The organism is Microbacterium hydrocarbonoxydans, from assembly GCF_023715885.1.
GTDB classification, from domain to species: domain Bacteria; phylum Actinomycetota; class Actinomycetes; order Actinomycetales; family Microbacteriaceae; genus Microbacterium; species Microbacterium hydrocarbonoxydans_C.
Genome location: NZ_JAMBOY010000001.1, coordinates 45,254 through 66,313, shown reverse-complemented (window position 1 = coordinate 66,313; position 21,060 = coordinate 45,254). Strand labels below are relative to the sequence as shown.

The following is a 21,060-nucleotide window of genomic DNA, read 5'->3' as shown; positions in this document are numbered from 1 at the left end:
CTCGAGAAGCAGGCCATGCGTCGCGTCAGACATGTGCAACTGTACGACGTGGCACGCACGGCCCACTTCGAACGGATAGTCCGATCGGGCGAGAGCACCATCATCCTGTATTCTCAGCACCGCTACGACTTCGACGCGGCGCTGGCGTCCGAGGTCGGAGCCCGCAAGGTGGGGACGGTCGGCGCATTCTGGTACGCGCTGACGCACGACATTGATGTTCTCGAGATCGCGGAGCCCCTGCTCGTGAGAGCGGCTCCGCGATCATTCGCGGCAATCGTCGGAGCCAGGATCCGTGCCCGCTTCCGTCGCACCAAGACGGCCGTCGTCTCGTATGCGATCGAGAACAAGGACCCGCGCGAAGGCCTCTTGCGCCTGCCGCTCAGGGCACAGCTGAAGCTCTCGGCTCAACGGTTGTTCATACGCGGCGTGTGGACGCGGCTGGATCGCGTCGCGTTCGGCACGTCGCAGGCGCAGGCGCTCTATCGACGGCTACTCGGTGAGACGCGTGCCGTCCAACGCCTCATTCCTGCCCTACCGGTGGCTGAGAACACCGCCTTCGGCTCCATGCCCCGCAACCCTGTGCTGACTTTTCTCGGCGAGTTCTCGGAACGCAAAGGGTTCCCGCTCGTCGTCGAGGCGTGGCCCGTCGTCGCAAGGGCCGTGCCGGAGGCGCGTCTGGTGCTGATCGGAAAGGGCGAGGGCGCCGAAGTCGCACGAGCACTCGGGGCGAGCGACTGCAGGGTGCGGGTAGAGATCGACCCGCCGCGTTCGACCATCTTCGAGACTCTGCGGGAGAGCAAAGTCGTCACCCTCCCCTCGCGACCTCGTCCGCGCTGGCGCGAGCAGGTCGGGCTCCCGATCGTCGAGGCACTGGGGAACGGATGCCTCATCGTGACCTCGGACGAGACAGGCCTCGCCGAGTGGCTCGGCGAGCACGGACACCATGTCGTTCCTGCGTCGGCTGACGTGAATGACCTCGCCGCCGCGATGGTGAGGGCGTTGCACAGCGACCGCTCGCCGTCGCAGGTGCTCGCCGATCTGCCGAAGGACGATGGCAGAGCTGAGGCAGAACGCTGGATCGTTCGTCCGGGGACGCCCGCGTGAGCATGTGGCGCAACGTCGGGTCGGCGGCGGTCGTGAAGGTCGCCGTGATGGGCATCACCGGGCTCATCGGACTCGTGACCAGCCGCATGATCATTCAGAGCTATGGCATCGAGGCCTACGCGCAGTACGGTCTGCTCGCCAGTCTGCCGACGCTCCTCCCGTTCGCCGACCTCGGTCTCGCGGCTGTCGTCATCAACGCGGTGGCTGAGTCGGATGATCCTCGGCGGGATCCCAAGATGCGGCGCGCGCTAGTGAGCACCGTTCGGCTATTGCTGACGGCCAGCGCGGTGGTCGTCGCAGTCGCTTTTCTCCTGACGCTGCTCGATGCCTGGCCGGTGATACTCGGCGATGGCCTACTCCCAGGCGGCAATGTGGTCGCCGGGATCTGTCTGGCCCTCTTCGGAATCAGTCTCCCCCTCACGCTTGGGCCGAGGATCCTGATCGGACTAGGGCGGAACACCACTCAGATCGCGACTCAGGTCATCACGGCCCCCCTGATCTTCGTCCTCATCGGCGCCTGCGTGCTGTTTGGGGTGCCGGCCGATCAGTACCTCGCCGTCAGTGCCTACCTGGCCTCCACGGTCGTGGCTGCGATCGCTCTGGCCATCGCCGCTCGACTCATCTCGCCGCAGCTCGGAATCCTGGTCCGTGAGGTCGTGCAGCCGCGCAAGGCCCCCGGCGTGCCCGTGGTGAACATGGCGTGGCCGATGCTCGTGCAGCTGTTGGCCCTACCCGTGGCGATGCAGACGGGGCGCATCCTCGTCAGTCATCTCGGCGGGGTGTCCGAGCTCGCGGCGTACAACCTCGGCTACCAGATCTTCGGCATCGCTCTGCAGACCATCTCGGCTGCAGGTGTCGCCCTGTGGCCGATCTTCGCCCGAGCCCGGGCGGCGGGGCGAGTCGAGAGCCCGTGGGTGCCCACATTCTGGTTCCTCGGAGGAGGACTCGTCATCGCCGGCGGCATGGCCGTCATCTCCCCCTGGCTCGCCTCGGTCATCTCCGACGGCCAGATCGATCTGCCCTGGGCGTTGATCACCGCCTTCGTCGTGTTCGTGGCTCTGCAGTCCGCCAAATACCCCGTCGGCATGTACATGACGGATCTGGCGGGTCTGCGCTTCCAGGTGCTTCCGACGATCGTCATGATCCCGATCGCTCTGGGCGGCTCATGGTTGCTCATCCCCGTGCTCGGGGCGGCCGGCAACCTCATCGCGGTCTCGTTCGCGGTTGCGATCTGCCAGGTGGTGCCGAACCTGGTCTACGTGCGACTCGACGTACGTCGCCGTCGCCTCGACATGGCTGATTCTGAGCCCGTCGTTCAGTGACGCGCGGTCGACTCCGCGTCGCTCGGCCGCCGCGCGAACCACGCCGGCTGCACGTACATGTACCGCAGCACGCGATCACGCGAGACCAGGCGACTGAGTCCCAGCGAGGCCGCGATTGCGACCGCGGCGAGGATCGGTGGCAGGACCGCGCCGAGGAGCGCCAATTCGGGCATCGGAAGCGTGCGCGCCAGGATCCACACTACGACGAGAATGATCGTCGTGTGTGTGAGATACACCGGCAGCGTGCGGGTGCCCAGGTACCGCGGTCCCGGGATTCGCGCGAGCATCCGGCTGACCGCGACACCGGCGAAGACGCCTACGACGCAGCACACGAAGTAGTAGCCGGGAAACGCGCGCAGGCCAAGGGCCGTACCGCCGAGCGCCAGGGCGACCCAGAGGGCGAACACTGCTGTCAGCGGTATCGGCCCAGACGAGTTGCTCCAGCGGATGATGCGATCGCGAAGCAGGATCCCGCAGAGGAAAAAGAAGAAGTACTTCGCACTCCCCGTCACGCCGGCGTTACCGACGAACGCGTCCGAGAGTGCCACGATCGAGAGCACACCCGTGAGGCTTAGCTGTATCGCAAGAGGGAGCCGGGTCATGAGCTTGGCCACGACGAAGAACAGCGCCAGAGCCCAGATGAACCATAGTTCGAATCGCGGGAGGAACGGGGCCCACAGCAAATTCTTCAGCTGGCCCAGATAATTGCCCTCGGCCCCCTGCACATTGAGCCCCAGCATGAACGAGAATGTCGCGATCACGCTCCACACCGCGAAGACCCACACGAAGAGGGAGACTTTCGAGCGCCACAGATCGGCCCAGCTCGCACGCATCCACTTCACGGCGAACAGCCCGGACATCGTGAAGAAGAGCGGCAGACGGATCGACGCGATTGTCTCGTCGAAGAATTCCCAGCCGGCTACGCCGAATCCTGCCTCGCCGAGCCAGTTCGTGGAGTGGAAGAGCACCACCAGCGCGATGGCTGATCCGCGGCCTGCGTCGACCCAGTCGATTCGCGGCTTGGCTTGCGCGTTCACGGGCTCATCACCGCTTGTGACCGGACCCCTCTCGTCGGGGCGATCACGTCGAGGTCGGCGCGCTGGTGACTGAAAGAGTAGGTCGCGTAAGCGATCGCGATCGAAATGGTGAGGGGCCACAAGCGCAGCGCCGAGTCGAACGGGCTGAATGCGAGGTCCCAGAAGGCGCGCGCTGCGAGGTACACGAGCAGAGGGGTCAGTGCGCCGGCGACGTAGCCGCGTTTGATGGCCGAGACGAGCAGGATGAGCACGGCCAACACGACGGCGACTCCCGCGAGTCCGTACCAGATCCAGTAGTCGCCGATGACGGAATGCACCTCGATCCCGCTACCGAACATGAAACGCTCGACGTAGCCGTTGTTGGGGTCGTAGCCGATGCCGGCCATCGCTGACTTGGCGGCCTGGATGTCGTCGTAGCTCGCTTTGATTCCCGAGCCGAGCCCGAACGGATAGCGGGCGATCAGGGCGAGACTCGCCGCGAGCTCGGGCCGACCGCCCACCACGACGCTACCACCCCGCTGGATCTGCTCGGCCGTGCGCGCCTGTGTCACCTCACCGAAGTAGCCTTCGAGGATCGCGCTCTGGAGCAGCATCGCGATCAGCCCGCCCGCTGCCGCGATCGAGAGCACGCCACCCCACCCACGTGTCCGTTTCGAACCGACAACCGATAGGCGCTGCCAGATCAGCACAACGCCCGTGAGGAGAAGGAATGCGGAGTTCGATCGCGAGTCGTTCAGAAGACCGATCACAGCAAGGCCGGCGATCACGCCGAGCGTGAGCATCAATCGATCGGTGAGCGAGCACAGCGCGAGCACGAATACGCCGAGCGGCACCGAGAGCGTGAAACGCCAAAGGTTCGGGTCGTCGCTGACGTGCAAGGGGATGGAGATTGCGAGGCCCAAGGCGAACGCGACCGAGGTCTTGGCCAGGGAGGTCACGTGGTGAGCCCAGACGAGGAAGCCGATGACCGCGGCCAGCTGGAGGATCGACACCGCACGCGCGGCGAGGTCGAATGCGACTTGCGTGTGATTCGCCGCATTGATCATGGTCAGCAGCACGCCCGATGCGGTGGCGGTCACCGCGAGGACCGCGATGAGCCGCACCCATCGGTTGCGGACGGCGGTGCCGAACCAGAGAGGGAGGAGCACGAGCGCGGCGGCTCCGCCGACTGTCAGCGAGAACTGCAGATCGACGCGGATCGCGATGATGACGGTGACGGCGAGGGCGACGGCCTGGGCAACGGGCGATCGAACCTCATTTCGAGGCAGGAACGGAGGCGCTGAGGAGAAGACGGGCGCAGACGCCACCGGTCATCACCTCCCACCGCCCCAGCAGTCCCACGCTTCGTGCGTGGCGATTGAAGCCTACCAATGACGGCTCTCCGTCGGGCAGGGGTCATCAGCCGCCTATCACTATCCTCCCGATCGGCATCCCGAGGACCCCGCCGATCCGAGAGGCGATGGCGGAGGGGAGCGGGCTCGCGACCTGCGCCGCCAAGTCGGCGGTGGCGCCAGTGAGCTGGAATGTCGCCGTCAGCGGGCTCGTTCCCTGCAGCAACGTGGATTTCGCGTCTCCGCCTGTATGCGAGCGGAACTCGTCGAGCGTCTTGAAGCTCTTCGTCCCGGCGGATCCATTCGCCCAGCAGGCGAAGTTGCTCGGCGACGTCGAACTCGCCCGATGGTAGATGTTCGAGTCCATCGTGATGCCGAAGTCGTTCCCGTCCCACTTGCGCTCGAGATCCTGCGTGAGGATCGGGCACGAGCCGGAGCCGTACGAGATGACGTTGTTCTTTACGGTGACGTTCCGCACTACCCAGGGAATACGCGAGACGAGCGACGAATCAGTCTGCCGACGCTCATCCTGCATGAACCACACACTTCGTGCGTTGCCGGTGAAGGTGTTGTTCCACACCTGTACGTTGCCGGAGTTGTAGATCATCAGCGCCGTGTGGCCGGCGTTCGCGAAGACATTGTCCGCGACAACCGCCTTGTCGCTCGCCTCGTACTCGAGGCCGTAGTGGCCGTTGCCGTCGAAAGTGTTCCCGATGATCGTCGAGTTGTAGGCCGACATGTCGAACCAGAGACCCGCCGTCGTGTTGCGCGAAAACGAGTTGTCCTCGATGATCACGTCGGCAGACGCCGTGATCTTCATGCCGCCCGAGACGGGCGCGGGCTTGAAGTGCTCGACGTTGTTGTGATCGACGCGCGAGTTCGTCAGCGACAGCCGATCTGCTTTGTTCGCTCCGATGCCCATGAGGCCGTTCTCCGTCACCGTGAGGTTGCGGAACCTGTGGTCGGCCGCCCAGGCGTAGAGGCCGATCGTTGCGTTCTCGGTGATCACGAGGTTCTCGAGGGTGATCCTCGGCACCTCCGCCGTGACCGCGCCCATCTGGTTCACGGTCGTCGCGTAGTGACGGATCCCGAGACCCCGCACGGTCGTACCGCTGCCGGCGATCGTCAGGGCCTTCTGCAAGGTGCTCGCCTCCACGGTCTTGCCGGTCGGGTCGGACCCTAGTACGAGTCTCCTCTGAGCGGTGTCGACGAAGAAGGTACCCGCCTGCACTTGCGAGGCGCTGCCCACCTGGCGCTGGGCGACCCCGTCTATCCAGACCTGGTCCGGATATCCCGCGTACGGATTGGTGGAGTCGGTCCAGCGTGAGGTGTCATCCCGGCCTTTGCTGAATGAGACGCTCCGGTCGAAGGCGTGCTTCCAGCCGCTGACCGCCCAGGTCGCGCCGGACTTCTGCCAACCCGTGACGGTCGTGCCGCCGTCGAGCCATACTGCTTCGCCCGGGTAGGACTGGATCGTCAGCTTCTTGCCGAGAGGGATCGTGACGCTCTCGCGATAGGTGCCGGCGCGGATCACGAGCGTCGACCCGGACGGCGCCTTCGCCACCGCTTGCGCGAGCGTGGCGTACGGCGCTGATGAGGAGCCGGAGCCGGTCGGCGCCGCTCCGGCCTTGACGAACAAGGCGTCGGACGGCACGGCGTAAGTCGTCGACCCGACCGCCGCCGATCCCGCAGAGGATGCCGGGGGAGCGGTGGGGGTCGGCTCCCCCGGCTGGGGGCCCGGGTTCGGCTGGGGATTCGGGTTCGGCTGGGGGTTCGGGTTCGGCTGGGGGTTCGGCTGAGGCTCGGGCTCGGGCGTCGGTGCCGGTTCTTTGACGTGGCGCGCCGTGAAGTCGTCGACGCGGAGGTCGAGGGCGGACGTGCCAGAGGAGAGGTACGCGCCGACTCCTACGGCACCCGCTCCGGACAGACGTTGGGCCGAGCTGTCGGTGTGGGTGAGCTGCCAGTCCGGCGCAGCCGTCCCGGTCTTCCAGACCCGCGCCGCAAGCAGAACCCGGGAGTCGCCGGTCGCGGAGAACTCGAGCGAGAAACGGTCGGAGGCGGTGACGGAGGAGATGACCACGGTGTCCCTGACGAGGACGGACTCCTTCGAGGTGCTTCCGTCGTAGCGGCTGATCGTCATGGTGACCCGACCGGACGGCGCGATTCTCGCGCGGGCCTGATACGAGTGTCCGTCGGCGGCACGGAGCACGGCGGACGTGGTCACGCCGTTCCCCTTCGTGGGAAGGGTGGACGGCCAGAACGTGAATTCCACGGCGGAGTCCCGTTCCGGGAACGAGGCGAGGGTGTTGACCGCGAATGACGACGGAAGCAGGCGGAACGCCGCCGACCCGGCATCCGCTCCGAGCGCCGACGAGTTGCTGCTGGACCACGCGCCGCCGGTCGTGGAGGTTCCCCAGCCTCCGCTCGTCGACCGATCGAAATGATCCTCGGCGAAGGCGTCGGAGCCGGTTTCGGCGCGCGCCGGCGTGGCCAGCACTGCGGTGCTGAGAATGACCGCGATCGCCAGGGCTAGGACGGTCGGGATTCGGGTGAGGCGTCGAAAAAAGGGATACGTATGGGTGTGAGAGAGCATGAAATTCCTGAGCAGTTCCGCATATCGGGTCCCCCTGCCACCGCCGAACCTAGCACCATCGCGCGGGGACACACCTGAACATCGGCTCCACAAACGCTGTGCGTCCCCTGGGGGGAGGGGGTCAGGAGGTGGTGCGGGAGCGCTCGCGCGGGTCCAGTCTGCGCCGCAGCCGCTCGACTTCCGAGGGTGTGCGAGCACCATAGCTGCCGACCCCGTAGCGGCTCACTCCGCGGCGGGGCACTCGCGTCAGCACAGCCCCGAGGAGATTCAGACCGCCCACGCTCGCGGCGTTCACGACCTTCTCGAGATTGTGTGTCCTGGTCTTGTCGTAGAGCACGGTCAGCAGCGCGCCATCCGTTTGGTTTCCCAGCCACGTGGCATCGGTCACAGCGAGCAACGGCGCGCAATCCACCACGATGAAATCGAACTCGGCTCGAGCCTCTTCGAGCAGATCCGTCATGCGCTGGCTAGTGAGGAGCTGGCTCGGATTGGGGGCGTCGGCTCCGCTGGTGAGGACGCAAAGGCCCTCGGCGCCCCACTCCTGCACGGCCTCCGCGAGGGAGGCCTCTCCGATTAGAACGTTGGTGAGCCCGACGCCGCCGTCGAGCTGTGTGTAGTCGGCGAGCGATGGGCTGCGCAGATCAGCGTCGATGAGCAGAACGCGACGGGAGGACTCGGCCACCATCAAGCCGAGCGCGATCACGAGAGAGCTTTTCGCCTCGCCGGAGGCGGCCGAGGTCACGACGAGAGACTTCAGACCGCCGTCGACCTTGAGGAAGTTGAGGTTCGCGGCAACCGCTCGCACGGATTCGGCCTCGATGCCCAATCGGTCCTTCAACACGGCTGCGGGGAGCCGAGTACCGCGACGGGTCTCGACGACCTCTCCGAGCACCGGAACACTCGTCAGGCGTCCGATGTCCGCGCGGCTGCGGACCGTCTGCCATGCGAAAGCCCGGAGCACCGCGAAGGCGATCCCGAGCCCGAGGCCGATCAGGCCGCCGAAGAGAGCGTAGTTACGCGTACTGGGCGCGAACGGGAACCGCGGCTGATCGGCGTTCTGAATGACCGTGAGCCGCACCGTGGGCTGGCCGTCGGTCTGAGGGGCGACGTCGTTCGAGACGACGGTCGCGAGACTCTCGATCGCGGCTTCGGTGATCTTCTGCGCGAGCCTGGGCGATCCGCTCGTCGCACTGACTTCGATCACGACCGAGTTCAGCGGGGAGGACGCGGTGATCGTCGACGCGAGTGCCCGAGGGGTGGTGTCGAGGTCGAGCTCGTCGATGACCGGCTGAAGGACAAGTTCCGATCGCGCCAGCAGGACGTAGGTGGCAACCAGGTTCTGTACATAGGCGCTGCCCTGCACGAGCTCTGAGGTGCTGTCGCCGCGATCGCTCGTCACGAGCACCGCCCCGGTCGACCGGTAGGTGTCCGGTGTGAACTTCGCGAAGCCGTAGCCGCCTGCGACTCCGAGAATCGCCAGGATGACGACGACGAGCCAACTGCGGACGATGGCTCGCAGATAGTCCCCGACCGTCATATCCCCCTCCAAAACGGGCCTGTTAAGATGGCCCCGTATCCCCTGTCGATACTCTAGCCGAGTTGGAGTCTCCGCTGTGTCTGAAGCAACCGACGGCTCCCTGTTGATCGTTTGCGCCGCCAATGTCTGCCGGTCGCCGTTCGCCGCCTTTCTGTTCAGCCAGGCGCTCCCCGATATGTCCGTCAGCAGTCTCGGCGCAACAGCTCGAGACGGCGATCCACTGTGCCGCTTCACAGAAGAGCGTATCTCGGCGCTGCCGGACGGGGAGGCGTTCGCCTCTGAACACCGGGCGGCTCGTCTCGATGCGGAGAGCGTCGCCTCGGCCGATCTGATTCTCACCGCCTCGGCGGCAGAGCGTTCGGCGGTCGCTGGCCTCGACCCATACGCGCGTCCCCGCGTCTTCACACTCGTCGAGGCGGCGCACAGCGCTCGAACACTCGGAGCGGACGCGAGAGGCATCTCGCTCGCTGAGCTCGCAGCGCGCATGCACGCGCAACGCGGGATGGTCGACCTCCCGCCGGTCCGCCGCCGTCGCCGATTCTCCCCTCTCCGCGCGCAGTACGGAATCGCGATCCCGGACGCCCACATCGGGGACACCGGCACGCACGACGAGGTCTATCGGACCCTGTCGGACGCCGTGTCGATGTTCGCCGACGCGTACAGCGGACCTGAGGCGCATGTTGCCTCGATCGAGCAGCCTCAGCGCCGGGGCTGACCCTCGCCGAGGACCGCGGAGACGATGGACGCGCGGTAAGTCGAAGGTGCATGCCGACGCAGCGCCTCCGCTCGGTCCTCCTGAGTGCTTGCGCCTGCCTCTCCCCAGGTGTCGACGATAGCGACGAGTGCATCCGCGATCGCTTCCGCGTCTCCGGCGGGGACCAGGCGCGACGAGATGTAGCCGCCAGCTGCTTCGCGCAGCCCGCTGCTGTCGCTGGCGATCACGGGGCGGCGAGCGAGTACCCCCTCCACGGCGGTGTTACCGAAGGGCTCATCGACGCGCGAGGGGACGACGAGGACGTCGGACTCCGCGAGGAAGGGCCAGATGTCGGGATGAAATCCGGCGAACTCGACCCTGACTCCGCTCGTGCGAGACTGCTCGCGCAGCTGATCCTCGAACCATTCGTACCCGCGGAACACTGCGCCGAGGAGAGTCACGGTCACCTCTCGCCTCCGTGTTCGAAGGAGGCGTGCTGCTTCGATCACCAAATCAGGCCCCTTTCGGGGCGACAGCCGTCCGACGTAGAGAACACGTACCGGGTCGTTGATGCGCTCCCGCGGCGGCGGTGGATCCTCGGGAGAGGCGACACCGTTGTACACCACGACGGAACGCTCGGCGAGCGATGGCAGCGCCGAGCGGATTGTCTCGAGACTGAAACGGCTGTTGACCAGGGTGCGCTGCGAGGCGAGATGGGGGAGGTACAGGATGCGGTTGATGAGCCTGCTTCCCGACGCCTCGGCCTCGTGTATGTGACTGACGGACCGTACGCGACGCAACCTCGCGACGAGGGGCCACAGCGGCGCGATGATCGTGGACACGTACACGGCATCGGGGCGAAGCTGTCCGATCAGACGCCACGCCGCGCCCAGGCCCCTGAAGGCGTCTCGAACGAGGATCGGCAACCCCTGTGGCGAGAGCAACGATTTGCGCAGCACGAGCATGGGAACGACGACGACCTCCGCCCCCGCAGAGCGCAGCGCCTCGTCGAGTAGGCCGCGGCCGGGAAGCGCGACAACCACCCTCATGCCGTCATCGACCAGGCCGATCACACTCTCGAGCAGCATGCGGTCGGAGCCGAACATCTCGGCACCGGGGTGTGCGAGTAGCACGGTGCGTAGTGGTCGAGCGCTCATGGCGTATGTGGCTCCGAGCGAGACGCACCCGTCCAGTCATGGACGGCTCGCCGGGCTCTGCGTGCGAGCCGGTGGATCGAATTGCCCAGCGTAAGCGAGTGCGCCAATCGCTCGTACGCGTCGGCGACGTCTTCCCAGCGGAAGGCAGAACGGGCGCGTTCTCGTGCGCGCGCGCCGATCGCACGAGTCGCCTCGGGATCGGATTCCGCTGCGACCACGTGCGCGGCGACATCGCCGGCGTCGGCGAAGAACCAGCCGTCATCGTCGAGCACCTCGCGGTTGAAGGGCACATCGAAGGCGATCACCGCGGTGCCGGCACCCATCGCGCGCAGGAGCGAGGGGTTCGTGCCTCCGACGGAATGGCCGTGCACGTACGTGAGAGCGTTCGCGTAGAGGGCGTCGAGGAGTTCCTGGTCGTACACTCCGCCGATGAGTCGGATGCGGTCGTCGCCGTCGGCCAGCCGCTGGATCTCCTGCGTGTACTCCGCGCTGTACGGCGCGGAGCCCACGACGACGAGGGGCAGCGTCGCATCGCTGTCGCGGTACCCCTGCACGATCTCGCGCACGTGGTTCTCCGGCTCGAACCGCGCGACGACGAGGTGGTAGCCGTCGGGTTCGAGGTCGAGTTCGCCCACCCCTCGTGCGGGCGGCTCGTCGAGGATCGGTGCGCCGTAGCGGATGAGCTCCGTCGGCACAGCGAACTGGTGCATGTAGTAGTCGGCGATCCCGGGAGCGTCGGCGATCAGCGCATCTGCGGTGCGCACGCCGAACTGCTCGGCCCAGCGGTAGTAGGCCTTGCCTCGGGGGCCCCATTTCGACCGGCGCCACTCGAGGCCGTCCATGTGCAGGGCGACGCGAGCACGGCGCAGCCGCAGAAGCGGGAGGAACGGCGAGTTCGCCGCGTTGAACACGAAGGTCGCATCCGGCCGTCGGCGGAACATCAGATGCAGCGTCGACAGGCCGGTGTGGCTCAGCGTCTCCACCTGCTTCACGGGTACCGCGGGAAGGTGCACGACGCGCATGCCGAGGTATTCCTTCTCTCGGCGCTCCGACCCTCGCGTGTACACGACGACGTCGTGACCGCGCTCAGCGAGACGGCGACCGACTTCCTCGATCGCCGTCTCGAAACCGCCGTATGCTGCGGGCACCCCCCGCGTCCCCACCATCGCGATGGTGAGGGCGTTCCCCTTGCTCATGGATTCAGTATGCCCCGCTGGGCTGCACCATGACCTTGGCGGTGCGCCACATGATCTGCAGATCGTTCATGACCGACCAGTTCTCGACGTACCGCAGGTCGAGGCGCACGCTCTCATCCCAGGAGAGATCGCTGCGGCCGGAGACCTGCCACAGGCCCGTTATGCCGGGCTTGATGTACAGGCGGCGGTACACGGTGCCGTCGTACGCGGTCACCTCGGAGGGCAGCGGAGGGCGTGGGCCGACGACGCTCATGTCGCCGACGAGGACGTTCCAGAACTGCGGCAGCTCGTCGAGTGAGAGCTTGCGCAGGATACGTCCGACCCGGGTGACGCGGGGGTCGTCCTTCATCTTGAACAGCAGGCCGGCGCCCTCGTTCTGCTCCTTGAGCGCGGCGAGCTGCTGCTCGGCATCCGTCTTCATCGAGCGGAACTTGACGATCCTGAACGTCCGGCCGTCGCGTCCGACCCGCTCCTGGAAGAAGAACAGCGGACCCGGCGAGTCGAGCTTCACGAGCAGCGCGAGGAGCGGCGTGATCAGCGCGATCGGGATGAGTGCGATCGTCGCGACGGCGATGTCGAGGGCGCGCTTGAGGATGTGCTGCCCACCCTCATAGGAAGGGATCTGCACCTGGATCAGCGGCAGACCCTCGACCGGGGCGAACGAGATGCGGGGGCCCGCCACGTCGGTCAGACGGCTGGACAGCACGAGCTCGGCGGCGGTGCCCTCGAGCTGCCAGCTGAGCTTCTTCACGAAGTCCGGCTCGCCGTCGGGTCGACTCGCCACGATGATCGTGTCGGCGCCCAGCTCCGCCGCCACCGTCGACACGGTGTTCACGTTGCCGATGACCGGGAAATGCGTGCCGGCGACCTCGACATCCCGCGCATTGCCGTCGAGCAGCGTGGCGCCCACGACCTGATGCCCGGATGCGCCGATCGGGTGGAGTGTGCGGACGACGTACTCCACGTCGTCGCGGTTGCCGACGACGAGCGTGCGCGAGGCGAATCGCCCCTGCGCACGCTGCGCCGTCAGCCAGTGCCGCCACGTCCATCGGGTGACGAGCAGCGTGAGCACGCCGAACGGGAGGCCGACGAGCAGCACGAGCTGCATCGACTCCCAGCCGAGCACGACAGCGACCATGGCGATGATCCCGAACGCCAGTCCGCTGGCGTGCGCGACGCCGCGATACTCGGTGGCGCTGGCGCGGAACAGCGCTGCATCACGCGTATGCAGAGCGCTGAGCATCAGATACCAGAGCGAACCCAGCAGGATGCCGTTGCGCAGGGCCTCTTCCCCCGCGGCACCGGTCATCAGCTGGATCGCTGCGGTGAGCGCGACCGCGAAGAGGATGATCCCCGCATCCGAGATTCGCAGTCGCATCCGATAACGCCGCTCCCATTGGCGGCGTCGCTCCAGCGTTGCGGACACGCGCGGTGTGACCACCGTGTGCGTGACCGGCTTGATGGCCCGTGGGGCCGCGACCGGGGCGAAGACCGAACCCGTGCGAGTGATGCTCAGAGCATCCTCGACGGAAGTCATGCCGAGGCCTCGTGAGCCGTGAATGTACGCAGATATCCCCAGTGCGACATGTTTTCCCCAGTGTTCCCCAGACCGGGGACCCCACGTCCCCAGCATCGTCTGCACACCCGACCCCTCGGGTCCTGCCGCGAACCGTGATCCCACATCACGGGAGTGCTCGCACCGTCCCACACGGTGCAGGCGTACAGCAGGAGCTGCAGACTTCGATCACTCTAGCGGATCGGTCGCCCTCAGTGGAAGATATTTCCGCCGATTGGATGAATGAATTTTCAGTCATCTCGTAACGCCGACGCGGGCGGGGATATCCTGACCGGCGTGACGACCGCCTCCACGCACCGCTTCCGACTGAATCCGATGCAGCCGCGCGACCCCGCACAGCCGCACCGGACGGCGAGCAGCCTCGAGCTGTTCTTCGATCTCGTCTTCGTCGTGGCGGTGAGCATCACATCGGCGCAACTGCATCACGCGCTCAGCCACGGCGACTTCGTGCACGGCATCACGTCGTACGCGATGCTGTTCTTCGCGATCTGGTGGGCGTGGATGAACTTCACCTGGTTCGCCACCTCCTTCGACACCGATGACTGGCTGTACCGCGTGACGACGATCGTGCAGATGGGCGGGGTGCTGGTTCTCGCTGCCGGTGTGCCCGCCGCGTTCGAGCACGGCGACTTCACCGTCCCCGTGATCGGGTACGTGGTGATGCGCGCCGCGATGATCGCGCAGTGGCTCCGCGCCTCTCGAGGAGCCGGCGATCTCCGCGGGGCGACCCGTCGCTATGCGGTCGGTATCGCGGCGGTGCAGGTGCTCTGGGTGCTGTTCCTGCTCATCCCGTCCGGCACGCTGCAACTGGTCGCGTTCGTCGTGTTCGCGCTTCTCGAGGTCAGCATCCCGGTCTTCGCGGAGTATCGGCGTCAGACTCCGTGGCATCCGCACCACATCACCGAACGCTACGGCCTGTTCACGCTGATCGTTCTGGGCGAGAGCCTGCTCGCCTCCGCGAACGCGATCATCGATGCGAGCCGCGAGCTGGAATCCTTCGTCCCGCTCATCTCGATCTCCGTGCTCACGCTCGTCGTGACGGCCTCGCTGTGGTGGATCTACTTCTGGCCGCCGCACCACCGGGCTATCACCACCTTCGGTCGGTCGCTGCGGTACGGCTACACCCACTACTTCGTGTTCGCTGCGGCCGCCGCCTTCTCGGCGGGCATCGAGGTCGAGCTCGACGTGCTGACGGGCGAGAGTCATCTGTCGACCGTCGAGGCGTCCCTGACCGTGACGATCCCGATCGCGCTCTTCCTGATCGCGATCTGGTGGGTCGCGATCCGCGACAACGCCGACCGCGTCGTGAACACGGTCGTCCCGCTCGGCGCGGTGCTGGTGCTGCTCGATCCGGTGCTGCCGATCCCCGTCGCGATCACCGCGGCGGTCATGGCGTCGATCGTCGTGGTGCTCGTCTTGCGCCCGCCGGTCATCCATCGGGGCGGGGAGCGCTCTTCATAGTCGCGCCACAGGTGCACCATAGCCTCCTGATCGACTCCTCCGTGAGCATGGATCCATCGCCGACCCATCCCCTTACAGGAGCCCGACATGAGCCGCATCCCCGAACCCGTCCAGACGCCTGAGGGCCCCGCCTACGAGGGGCGACTGCTCGACCGCGTCGACGAGGAGGTCGTCGACCAGGGCGCCGCGTTCGATCTGCGCACCCTCGTGAGCCGTCGCCGCGTCCTGGGCCTCGCAGGCCTCGGCGTCGGCGCCGTCATCCTCGCCGCCTGCGCGCCAGCCACAGGCGGCTCGTCCACCCCGACGGCCACGACAGGGTCCAGCGGCTCCAGTGCCGGGACCGCCGACGGGGTGATCCCCGACGAGACGGCGGGGCCGTATCCGGGCGACGGCTCGAACGGACCGGACGTGCTCGAGGAGTCGGGCATCGTCCGCCAGGACATCAGATCCTCGATCGACGGATCGGCGACGGCCGACGGCATCCCGCTGACCGTTCGGTTCCAGATCCTCGACCGGGCGAACGGCGGAGTCCCCTTCGCGGGCGTCGCGGTCTACGCGTGGCACTGCACCGCCCAGGGCGAGTACTCGATGTACTCGTCGGGCCTCGAGGACGTCGACTACCTGCGCGGAGTCCAGGTGACGGATGCCGACGGGTGGGTGTCGTTCTCGTCGATCTTCCCGGGGTGCTACTCGGGCCGCTGGCCGCACATCCACTTCGAGGTGTATCCCGACGTCGACTCCATCACCGACTCCGCGAACGCCATCGCGACCTCCCAGATGGCCTTGCCGGAGGAGACATGCTCCACGGTCTACGCGGACGCGCGGTACGACGGCTCCGCGCAGAACCTGGCGCAGACGAGCCTCGCGAGCGACAACGTCTTCGGCGACGATTCCGCCGCGCTGCAGCTCGCGACGATCACCGGAGACGCGGATGCCGGGTACACCGCCGCGCTCGTCGTCTCGGTCGACACGACCACCGCTCCGAGTGCCGGATCGGCGCCGTCCGGCGGGCCGGGCGGCGGCGACGGAGGACCGGGCGGCGGAGGCGAGCCCCCGGCGCGGTGACTCTATCTGCTAGACTGGCGGACGCACCGTGTGACATGGCCACCCTCTGGGCCGCTGCGGCGCCACTGGTCAGGGCCATTACGGACCACGCACATCGACGCGCGCGGCATCCGCCCTCGATCGCACGACTTGCGGAGCGCTGACGCGCGCCCGCCACACAGCAATGAGTATCACCATGAGCACGACCGCCATCTCCTCCTCCTCCGATCCCCTGACCTGGAAGCAGGCCGACATCGACGTGCACGTCGCCACCCGTGGCGGCGAGTTCGCCGGCTTCGTCGAATTCGACGGCTCGGCGCACGTCACGCACGATCACCGCGGCACCGCGCTCGGCGCGTTCGACTCGCTCGACGCAGCTCGGCACGCGCTCGAGCGCGTCAACGCACCCCAGCGCCGTCCGTCGACCTTCCCTTTCGCTCTGCCCCGAGTGCTGCGTCGGAGGCCGCGCCGCGCCCGGGCCTGACCGCCCTCTGACCGTGCGCTGGGAGACGGTCTGGCAGTGCCCTGGGAAAGCCCGTCGTATGCCGACCACCGCATGCGGGCCGGGTTAGCCTGAGGACAGCGATCGGCATCCGCCCTTGGCTTCCACAGCTCAAGGGCTCCCGATCGTTAGGAGACAGCATCTCCCTCGCACAGGTCGACACGACCAGCACCCTCGGACCGATCCGTCAGACGTACTCCGGAAACGCCGAGTTCCCACCCATGGCACAGGCCTACAAGCAGGTGTCGCAGGTCGTCAAAGAGACCGGGCTGCTGCAGCGTACGCCGTGGTTCTACGGACTCGTGGCGGCGGGCATCGCGACGGCGCTCGGCGGCGCGATCACCGGGTTCATCCTCCTCGGCGACAGCTGGTTCCAGCTGCTCATCGCGGCGGCGCTCGGTGTCATCCTCACGCAGGTCGCCTTCCTCGCGCACGAGGCTGCGCACCGGCAGATCCTCTCGTCGGGCCCGGCGAACTTCCGCCTGGCCCGCATCCTCGCGGCCGGCATCGTCGGCATCAGCTACGCATGGTGGGATTCGAAGCACACGCGCCACCACGGCAATCCGAACCAGGTGGGTAAGGACCCCGACATCGAGGTCGACACGATCTCGTTCCTCGAGACGGATGCCGCGAAGTCGCGGGGGCTCGTACGCCTGATCACCCGCAAGCAGGGGTGGCTCTTCTTCCCCCTGCTCACCCTCGAGGGACTCAACCTCCACTACCTCGGTATCAAGCACCTCGCCACCGGCCGCAAGGTCAAGGGGCGCTGGACCGAGATCGCTCTCATCGCGGTGCGCTTCGCCGCGGTGCTCGTGCCCGTCTTCCTGCTGCTCCCGCTCGGTATGGCTTTCGCCTTCATGGGCGTGCAGCTGGCGGTGTTCGGCGTCTACATGGGCGCGTCCTTCGCGCCCAACCACAAGGGCATGCCGATCATCGACCCGAACGCCCGCCTCGACTTCTTCTCTAAGCAGGTGCGCACGTCCCGCAACATCCGCGGCGGTCGCTGGGTGACCTGGCTCATGGGCGGCCTGAACCACCAGGTGGAGCACCACCTGTTCCCGAGCATGCCGCGGCCGCACCTGTCGAAGGCGCGGGAGATCGTGCGCGACTACTGCGCGGCGAACGACGTCGACTACACCGAGACGAGCCTGGGACGCTCGTACGCGATCGTGATCGAGTACCTCAACCGCGTCGGCCTCGCCGCCCGCGATCCCTTCGACTGCCCCGCGGCCGCGCAGTTCGGTCGCGCGTAGCGGAGGCGGTCCACCGGCGTCACCCGTTCCGACGGATCCAGCGGAAGGTCGCCCGGCTCAGCACGAGGCCGACCGCCAGCCAGATCGCGAGTGCGAGAGCGATCGCGCCGAGCTGCCAGTCGCCCGCCGGCTCCGCCGACGCGAACGAGTCCGGCAGGATCGCTGCGCGCATCCCCTGGGCGATCCATTTCAGCGGGAATGCGGCGGCGACGTTCTGCAGCCACTCCGGCAGCGTCGAGAAGGCGATGTACACGCCCGAGACGAACTGCAGCAGAAGCACGACCGGGATGACGACGGCGGATGCCGTCTTGCCGGAGCGCGGAACCGCCGACAGCGCGATGCCGAGCAGCGCGCAGGTGAGCAGGCCGAAGATGAACACCCAGACGAAACGGCCCCAGGACTCGGCATCCGAGGGCAGATCGACGTCGTACAGCACAACCGCGACGATCATCAGCAATCCGATCTGCAGGACCGCGGTGACGAAGACCTCGCCGAGCTTGCCGATGAAGTAGGTGACCGGGGAGATCGGCGTGCTGCCGAGCCGTTTCAGCGTCCCGTCGCTCTTCTCCACTGCGATCTCGATCGACAGTCCCTGCACACCGGAGAGCAGTATGCCGCCCGCGATGAGTCCGGGCAGGTAGTAGGTCGCCATGCTCACCGTATCGGCGCCCTGGCCGATGTCCCCGGTGAAGACCGTTGCGAAGATGAGGTACATCACGGTCGGGAACAGGAAGGTGAAGAACACCTGGTCTCCGGCGCGGAAGTACTGACGCAGCTCGAACCCGATGCGGCGGATGCCGAGTCGGACTGTTCGGGCGACCCCGAATCGAGCGGACGTAATGGACGTGGTCATGACTGCTCCTTCGCGTCGAGCAGCGCCCGTTCATCCACGGCGCCGTGCTCGAGGATGAGGTCGAGGTAGACGTCCTCGAGCGTCGGTCGCACCACCTCGAGGTCGCGCGGCTCCCCGCCGTCGCGCATCAGATCGGCGACGAGCGCGCCGGGGGAGTGCGTGCGCTCCTCGCGACGGATGCCGTCGTCGTCGATCCAGCGGACGGCGGGGATGCGCGCCTCCGCTCCGCCGATCTCGTCGATCGGCCCGATGTCGGCGATGCGGCCGTTCGCGATGACGGCGGCGCGGTCGCCGAGCTGCGCGGCCTCGTCGAGGTAATGGGTCGTGAGCAGGATGCTGGTGCCCTCGGCCTTGAGCGAGCGGATGAGCTCCCAGAACTGCCGCCGCGCCTCCGGATCGAATCCGGTCGTGGGCTCATCGAGGAAGAGAAGCTCAGGGCGCCCGATGATGCCCAGGGCCACGTCGAGGCGCCGCCGCTGGCCGCCCGACAGGCGACCCGCTCTCGTGCGCTGCTTCTGTTCGAGGCCGACCGCCGCGACCACCTCGTCCACCGAACGCGGATCGGGGTAGTAGCCGGCGAACTCGGTGAGGAGTTCGCGAACGGTGAAGTTGCCTGCCTCGCCGGATGACTGCAGCACGATGCCGAGGCGGGCCTTCCAGCTCAGGCCGCCGCGCTGCGGATCGACACCGAGCACCCGCACCTCGCCGGAGGTGCGGTGCCGGTAGCCCTCGAGGATCTCGATCGTCGTCGACTTGCCCGCGCCGTTCGGCCCGAGGAGCGCGAACGTCTCCCCGCGGTCTATGTCGAAGGTGATTCCGTCGACCGCCGTGAACGCGCCATAGGCCTTGCGGAGGTCGCGAACCTCGACCACGCTGTCTGTCATCCGTCCAGACTGCCGCTACAGACGGCTCCGCGATAGTGCCCGATGCGTCGGAAGATCAGCGCGGGGCGTTCTCGTCGGCCTCGACGACCTCGATCGTGATCTTGCCGTCGATCGTCGCGTCGTCCTCGTCGAGGATCTCGTCGTCCAGCGCCTCATCGCCGCGGAACTCCTCGACGGGCTCCGGCGCCTCGGCGACGAGCTCAGCCGCGACGACGTCGTCGGACGTGTCGTCCGCCTCGTCGTCTGCGAGAGCCGTCCCCGCGCTGGGTGTCGCCGGGGCGGACTGCTCGTCGCTGAAGATGCCGTCCGGGCGGATGAGCTCGCGCACCTCGGCCATGAAGCTGGCGAGCTGCTGCTGCTGCCACCGCAGCTGGCGCGCGTGGTCTTCGGCGTCGCGCAGGACGGTCGAGGTGTGCTGGGTGACCGAGTCGACGATCTTCTGCGACTTGGCGCGGGCGCGATCCAGGGTGTCGCGGGCGCGGACCTGGGCATCGGCCTCGATGGTCTGGGCCTGCGAGCGCATGAGCCGCTCGTAGTCGTCTGCCTTGGCCGAGATGCGCTGCGCGTGCTCGAGCGACGCGGTGACCTGCTCGTTGGCGTCGGTCGTGATGCGCTCGGCGTGCGAGACGGCCTGGTTGTGCAGGACGAGGAACTCCTGCTGGGCGTCGTCCTGACGGCGCGTGAGGGTCTCCTCGAACTCGAGGACGCGGGCGTTCATCTCGCGCACCTCGCGCTCGGCGTCCGCGCGCAACTGCGTGGTCTCCCGCGTCACGAGCGAGCGCAGGGCAGCCGCGCCCTTCTCGGCCTCGGTCCGGATGGCCGTGGCCTCCTGCGATGCCTGGTGCACCTTCTCCGCGGCGTGCGCGGCCTCGCGCTCGAGCGTCGCCTGGTGGGCCGTGTACTCGGTGTCGATCTTCAGGCGCACCTGGTCGGCGTCGTGCTGGGCCTGCGCGATGATGCGGGCCACGTCGGCGTCCGCCTCGGCGCGCTGCTGTGTGACCTCCTCGCGGGCCGCGGCCATGAGGCGGTCGGCCTGCACGGCGGCGTTCTGGATCAGCACGTTGGCCTGCTCCTCGGCGACGCGGAGGATCGCCTCGAACTGCTCGCGGGACGGGGCTTCGACGCCCTCGGGGCGCGGGGCGTCGACGAGCTCGTTGGTGAGGGTGGTGATCTGCTGCTCGGCGTCGGCGGCCTGCGCCTTGGCGGCGGCGAGCTCGGCCTCGAGGGCTTCGCGCGCGTCGCGCTCCTCGCCCTTCAGTGCCTCGACGGCGTCCTCGTGCCGCGCCTCGGCGTCGGCCAAGTCGGCCTTGGCCTGCTGCAACTGGTTGCGCAGCGCGCTGAGCGCAGCATCCACCTCCGCCTTGTCGTAGCCGCGGAACGAGGCGGTGAAGCCGCCGGTCTGCTCGCGAGGTGCGTCTTCGATGAGCTTGTCGAAGAAATCGGGAGTGCGGTCGTTCTGGGGGGAGTCACTCATGGTCAGCCTTTCTGGCGCATGTCGCAGTCCGGAGGTCTGCGA

At 67.3% G+C, this 21,060-nt stretch carries 17 protein-coding genes; 7 read left to right on the top strand and 10 right to left on the bottom strand.

Annotated elements, in window-relative coordinates:
• Positions 1 to 15 precede the first annotated feature (15 nt).
• Both M3195_RS00320 and M3195_RS00315 read left to right on the top strand, forming a co-directional pair.
• Positions 16 to 1,104 carry a glycosyltransferase family 4 protein gene (locus M3195_RS00320; protein WP_251584056.1) on the top strand — a complete coding sequence of 363 codons (1,089 nt, stop codon included), beginning with the start codon at positions 16 to 18 and terminating at the stop codon, positions 1,102 to 1,104.
• A gap of 2 nt (positions 1,105 to 1,106) precedes the next feature.
• Complete coding sequence (locus M3195_RS00315) at positions 1,107 to 2,426, top strand: lipopolysaccharide biosynthesis protein (protein WP_251585308.1); 1,320 nt, start codon at positions 1,107 to 1,109, stop codon at positions 2,424 to 2,426.
• Here M3195_RS00315 and M3195_RS00310 read toward each other — a convergent pair.
• The 4 genes from M3195_RS00310 to M3195_RS00295 form a co-directional block, all read right to left on the bottom strand.
• Positions 2,420 to 3,463, bottom strand: coding sequence for an acyltransferase family protein (locus M3195_RS00310; protein ID WP_251584054.1), 1,044 nt, complete (start codon positions 3,461 to 3,463; stop codon positions 2,420 to 2,422). The two genes, M3195_RS00315 and M3195_RS00310, sit on opposite strands and share 7 nt — an antisense overlap.
• Positions 3,460 to 4,770: a hypothetical protein gene (locus tag M3195_RS17010; protein ID WP_251584052.1), complete on the bottom strand. Its 1,311-nt coding sequence runs from the start codon at positions 4,768 to 4,770 to the stop codon at positions 3,460 to 3,462. Before M3195_RS17010 ends, M3195_RS00310 begins: the two co-directional genes overlap by 4 nt.
• 91 nt (positions 4,771 to 4,861) lie before the next feature.
• Positions 4,862 to 7,387, bottom strand: coding sequence for a right-handed parallel beta-helix repeat-containing protein (locus M3195_RS00300; protein WP_251584050.1), 2,526 nt, complete (start codon positions 7,385 to 7,387; stop codon positions 4,862 to 4,864).
• Positions 7,388 to 7,508: 121 nt separating this feature from the next.
• The gene (locus M3195_RS00295) at positions 7,509 to 8,924 is read right to left on the bottom strand and encodes a polysaccharide biosynthesis tyrosine autokinase (RefSeq protein WP_251584048.1); all 1,416 of its coding nucleotides are present in this window, start codon (positions 8,922 to 8,924) and stop codon (positions 7,509 to 7,511) included.
• A gap of 76 nt (positions 8,925 to 9,000) precedes the next feature.
• Between M3195_RS00295 and M3195_RS00290 the strand changes: the two genes are divergently transcribed.
• Positions 9,001 to 9,639: an arsenate reductase/protein-tyrosine-phosphatase family protein gene (locus M3195_RS00290; RefSeq protein WP_251584040.1), complete on the top strand. Its 639-nt coding sequence runs from the start codon at positions 9,001 to 9,003 to the stop codon at positions 9,637 to 9,639.
• Here M3195_RS00290 and M3195_RS00285 read toward each other — a convergent pair.
• Genes M3195_RS00285 through M3195_RS00275 form a run of 3 tightly spaced genes read right to left on the bottom strand, consistent with a single transcriptional unit; the run spans position 9,624 to position 13,508 of the window.
• On the bottom strand, positions 9,624 to 10,751 hold the full coding sequence (locus M3195_RS00285; protein ID WP_251584038.1) for a glycosyltransferase family 4 protein: 1,128 nt from the start codon (positions 10,749 to 10,751) through the stop codon (positions 9,624 to 9,626). The two genes, M3195_RS00290 and M3195_RS00285, sit on opposite strands and share 16 nt — an antisense overlap.
• Positions 10,752 to 10,771: 20 nt before the next feature.
• Positions 10,772 to 11,971, bottom strand: a complete 1,200-nt coding sequence (locus tag M3195_RS00280; RefSeq protein ID WP_251584030.1) for a DUF1972 domain-containing protein — start codon at positions 11,969 to 11,971, stop codon at positions 10,772 to 10,774.
• 4 nt (positions 11,972 to 11,975) lie between these two features.
• Entirely contained in the window at positions 11,976 to 13,508 is a 1,533-nt protein-coding gene (locus tag M3195_RS00275) for a sugar transferase (RefSeq protein ID WP_251584028.1), read from the bottom strand.
• Positions 13,509 to 13,862: 354 nt separating this feature from the next.
• On the opposite strand from M3195_RS00275, the gene M3195_RS00270 reads away from it, so the two are divergent.
• The 4 genes from M3195_RS00270 (at position 13,863) to M3195_RS00255 (ending at position 17,807) form a co-directional block, all read left to right on the top strand.
• Positions 13,863 to 15,008 (top strand): low temperature requirement protein A, encoded by a 1,146-nt coding sequence (locus tag M3195_RS00270; RefSeq protein WP_251585307.1) that lies wholly within the window; start codon positions 13,863 to 13,865, stop codon positions 15,006 to 15,008.
• 87 nt (positions 15,009 to 15,095) lie between these two features.
• Entirely contained in the window at positions 15,096 to 16,073 is a 978-nt protein-coding gene (locus M3195_RS00265) for an intradiol ring-cleavage dioxygenase (RefSeq protein WP_251584026.1), read from the top strand.
• Between the two features lie 175 nt (positions 16,074 to 16,248).
• Positions 16,249 to 16,536: a hypothetical protein gene (locus tag M3195_RS00260; RefSeq protein ID WP_251584025.1), complete on the top strand. Its 288-nt coding sequence runs from the start codon at positions 16,249 to 16,251 to the stop codon at positions 16,534 to 16,536.
• Between the two features lie 158 nt (positions 16,537 to 16,694).
• Positions 16,695 to 17,807 (top strand): fatty acid desaturase family protein, encoded by a 1,113-nt coding sequence (locus M3195_RS00255; RefSeq protein WP_251585306.1) that lies wholly within the window; start codon positions 16,695 to 16,697, stop codon positions 17,805 to 17,807.
• 19 nt (positions 17,808 to 17,826) lie between these two features.
• On the opposite strand, the gene M3195_RS00250 is transcribed toward M3195_RS00255, so the two are convergent.
• From M3195_RS00250 to M3195_RS00240, 3 genes are read right to left on the bottom strand one after another with little or no spacing between them, the layout of a single operon-like run.
• Positions 17,827 to 18,660 (bottom strand): ABC transporter permease, encoded by an 834-nt coding sequence (locus M3195_RS00250; protein ID WP_251584023.1) that lies wholly within the window; start codon positions 18,658 to 18,660, stop codon positions 17,827 to 17,829.
• Positions 18,657 to 19,544, bottom strand: coding sequence for an ABC transporter ATP-binding protein (locus M3195_RS00245; protein WP_251584021.1), 888 nt, complete (start codon positions 19,542 to 19,544; stop codon positions 18,657 to 18,659). Before M3195_RS00245 ends, M3195_RS00250 begins: the two co-directional genes overlap by 4 nt.
• A gap of 55 nt (positions 19,545 to 19,599) precedes the next feature.
• Complete coding sequence (locus M3195_RS00240; protein ID WP_251584019.1) at positions 19,600 to 21,018, bottom strand: cell division initiation protein; 1,419 nt, start codon at positions 21,016 to 21,018, stop codon at positions 19,600 to 19,602.
• Positions 21,019 to 21,060: the final 42 nt, after the last annotated feature.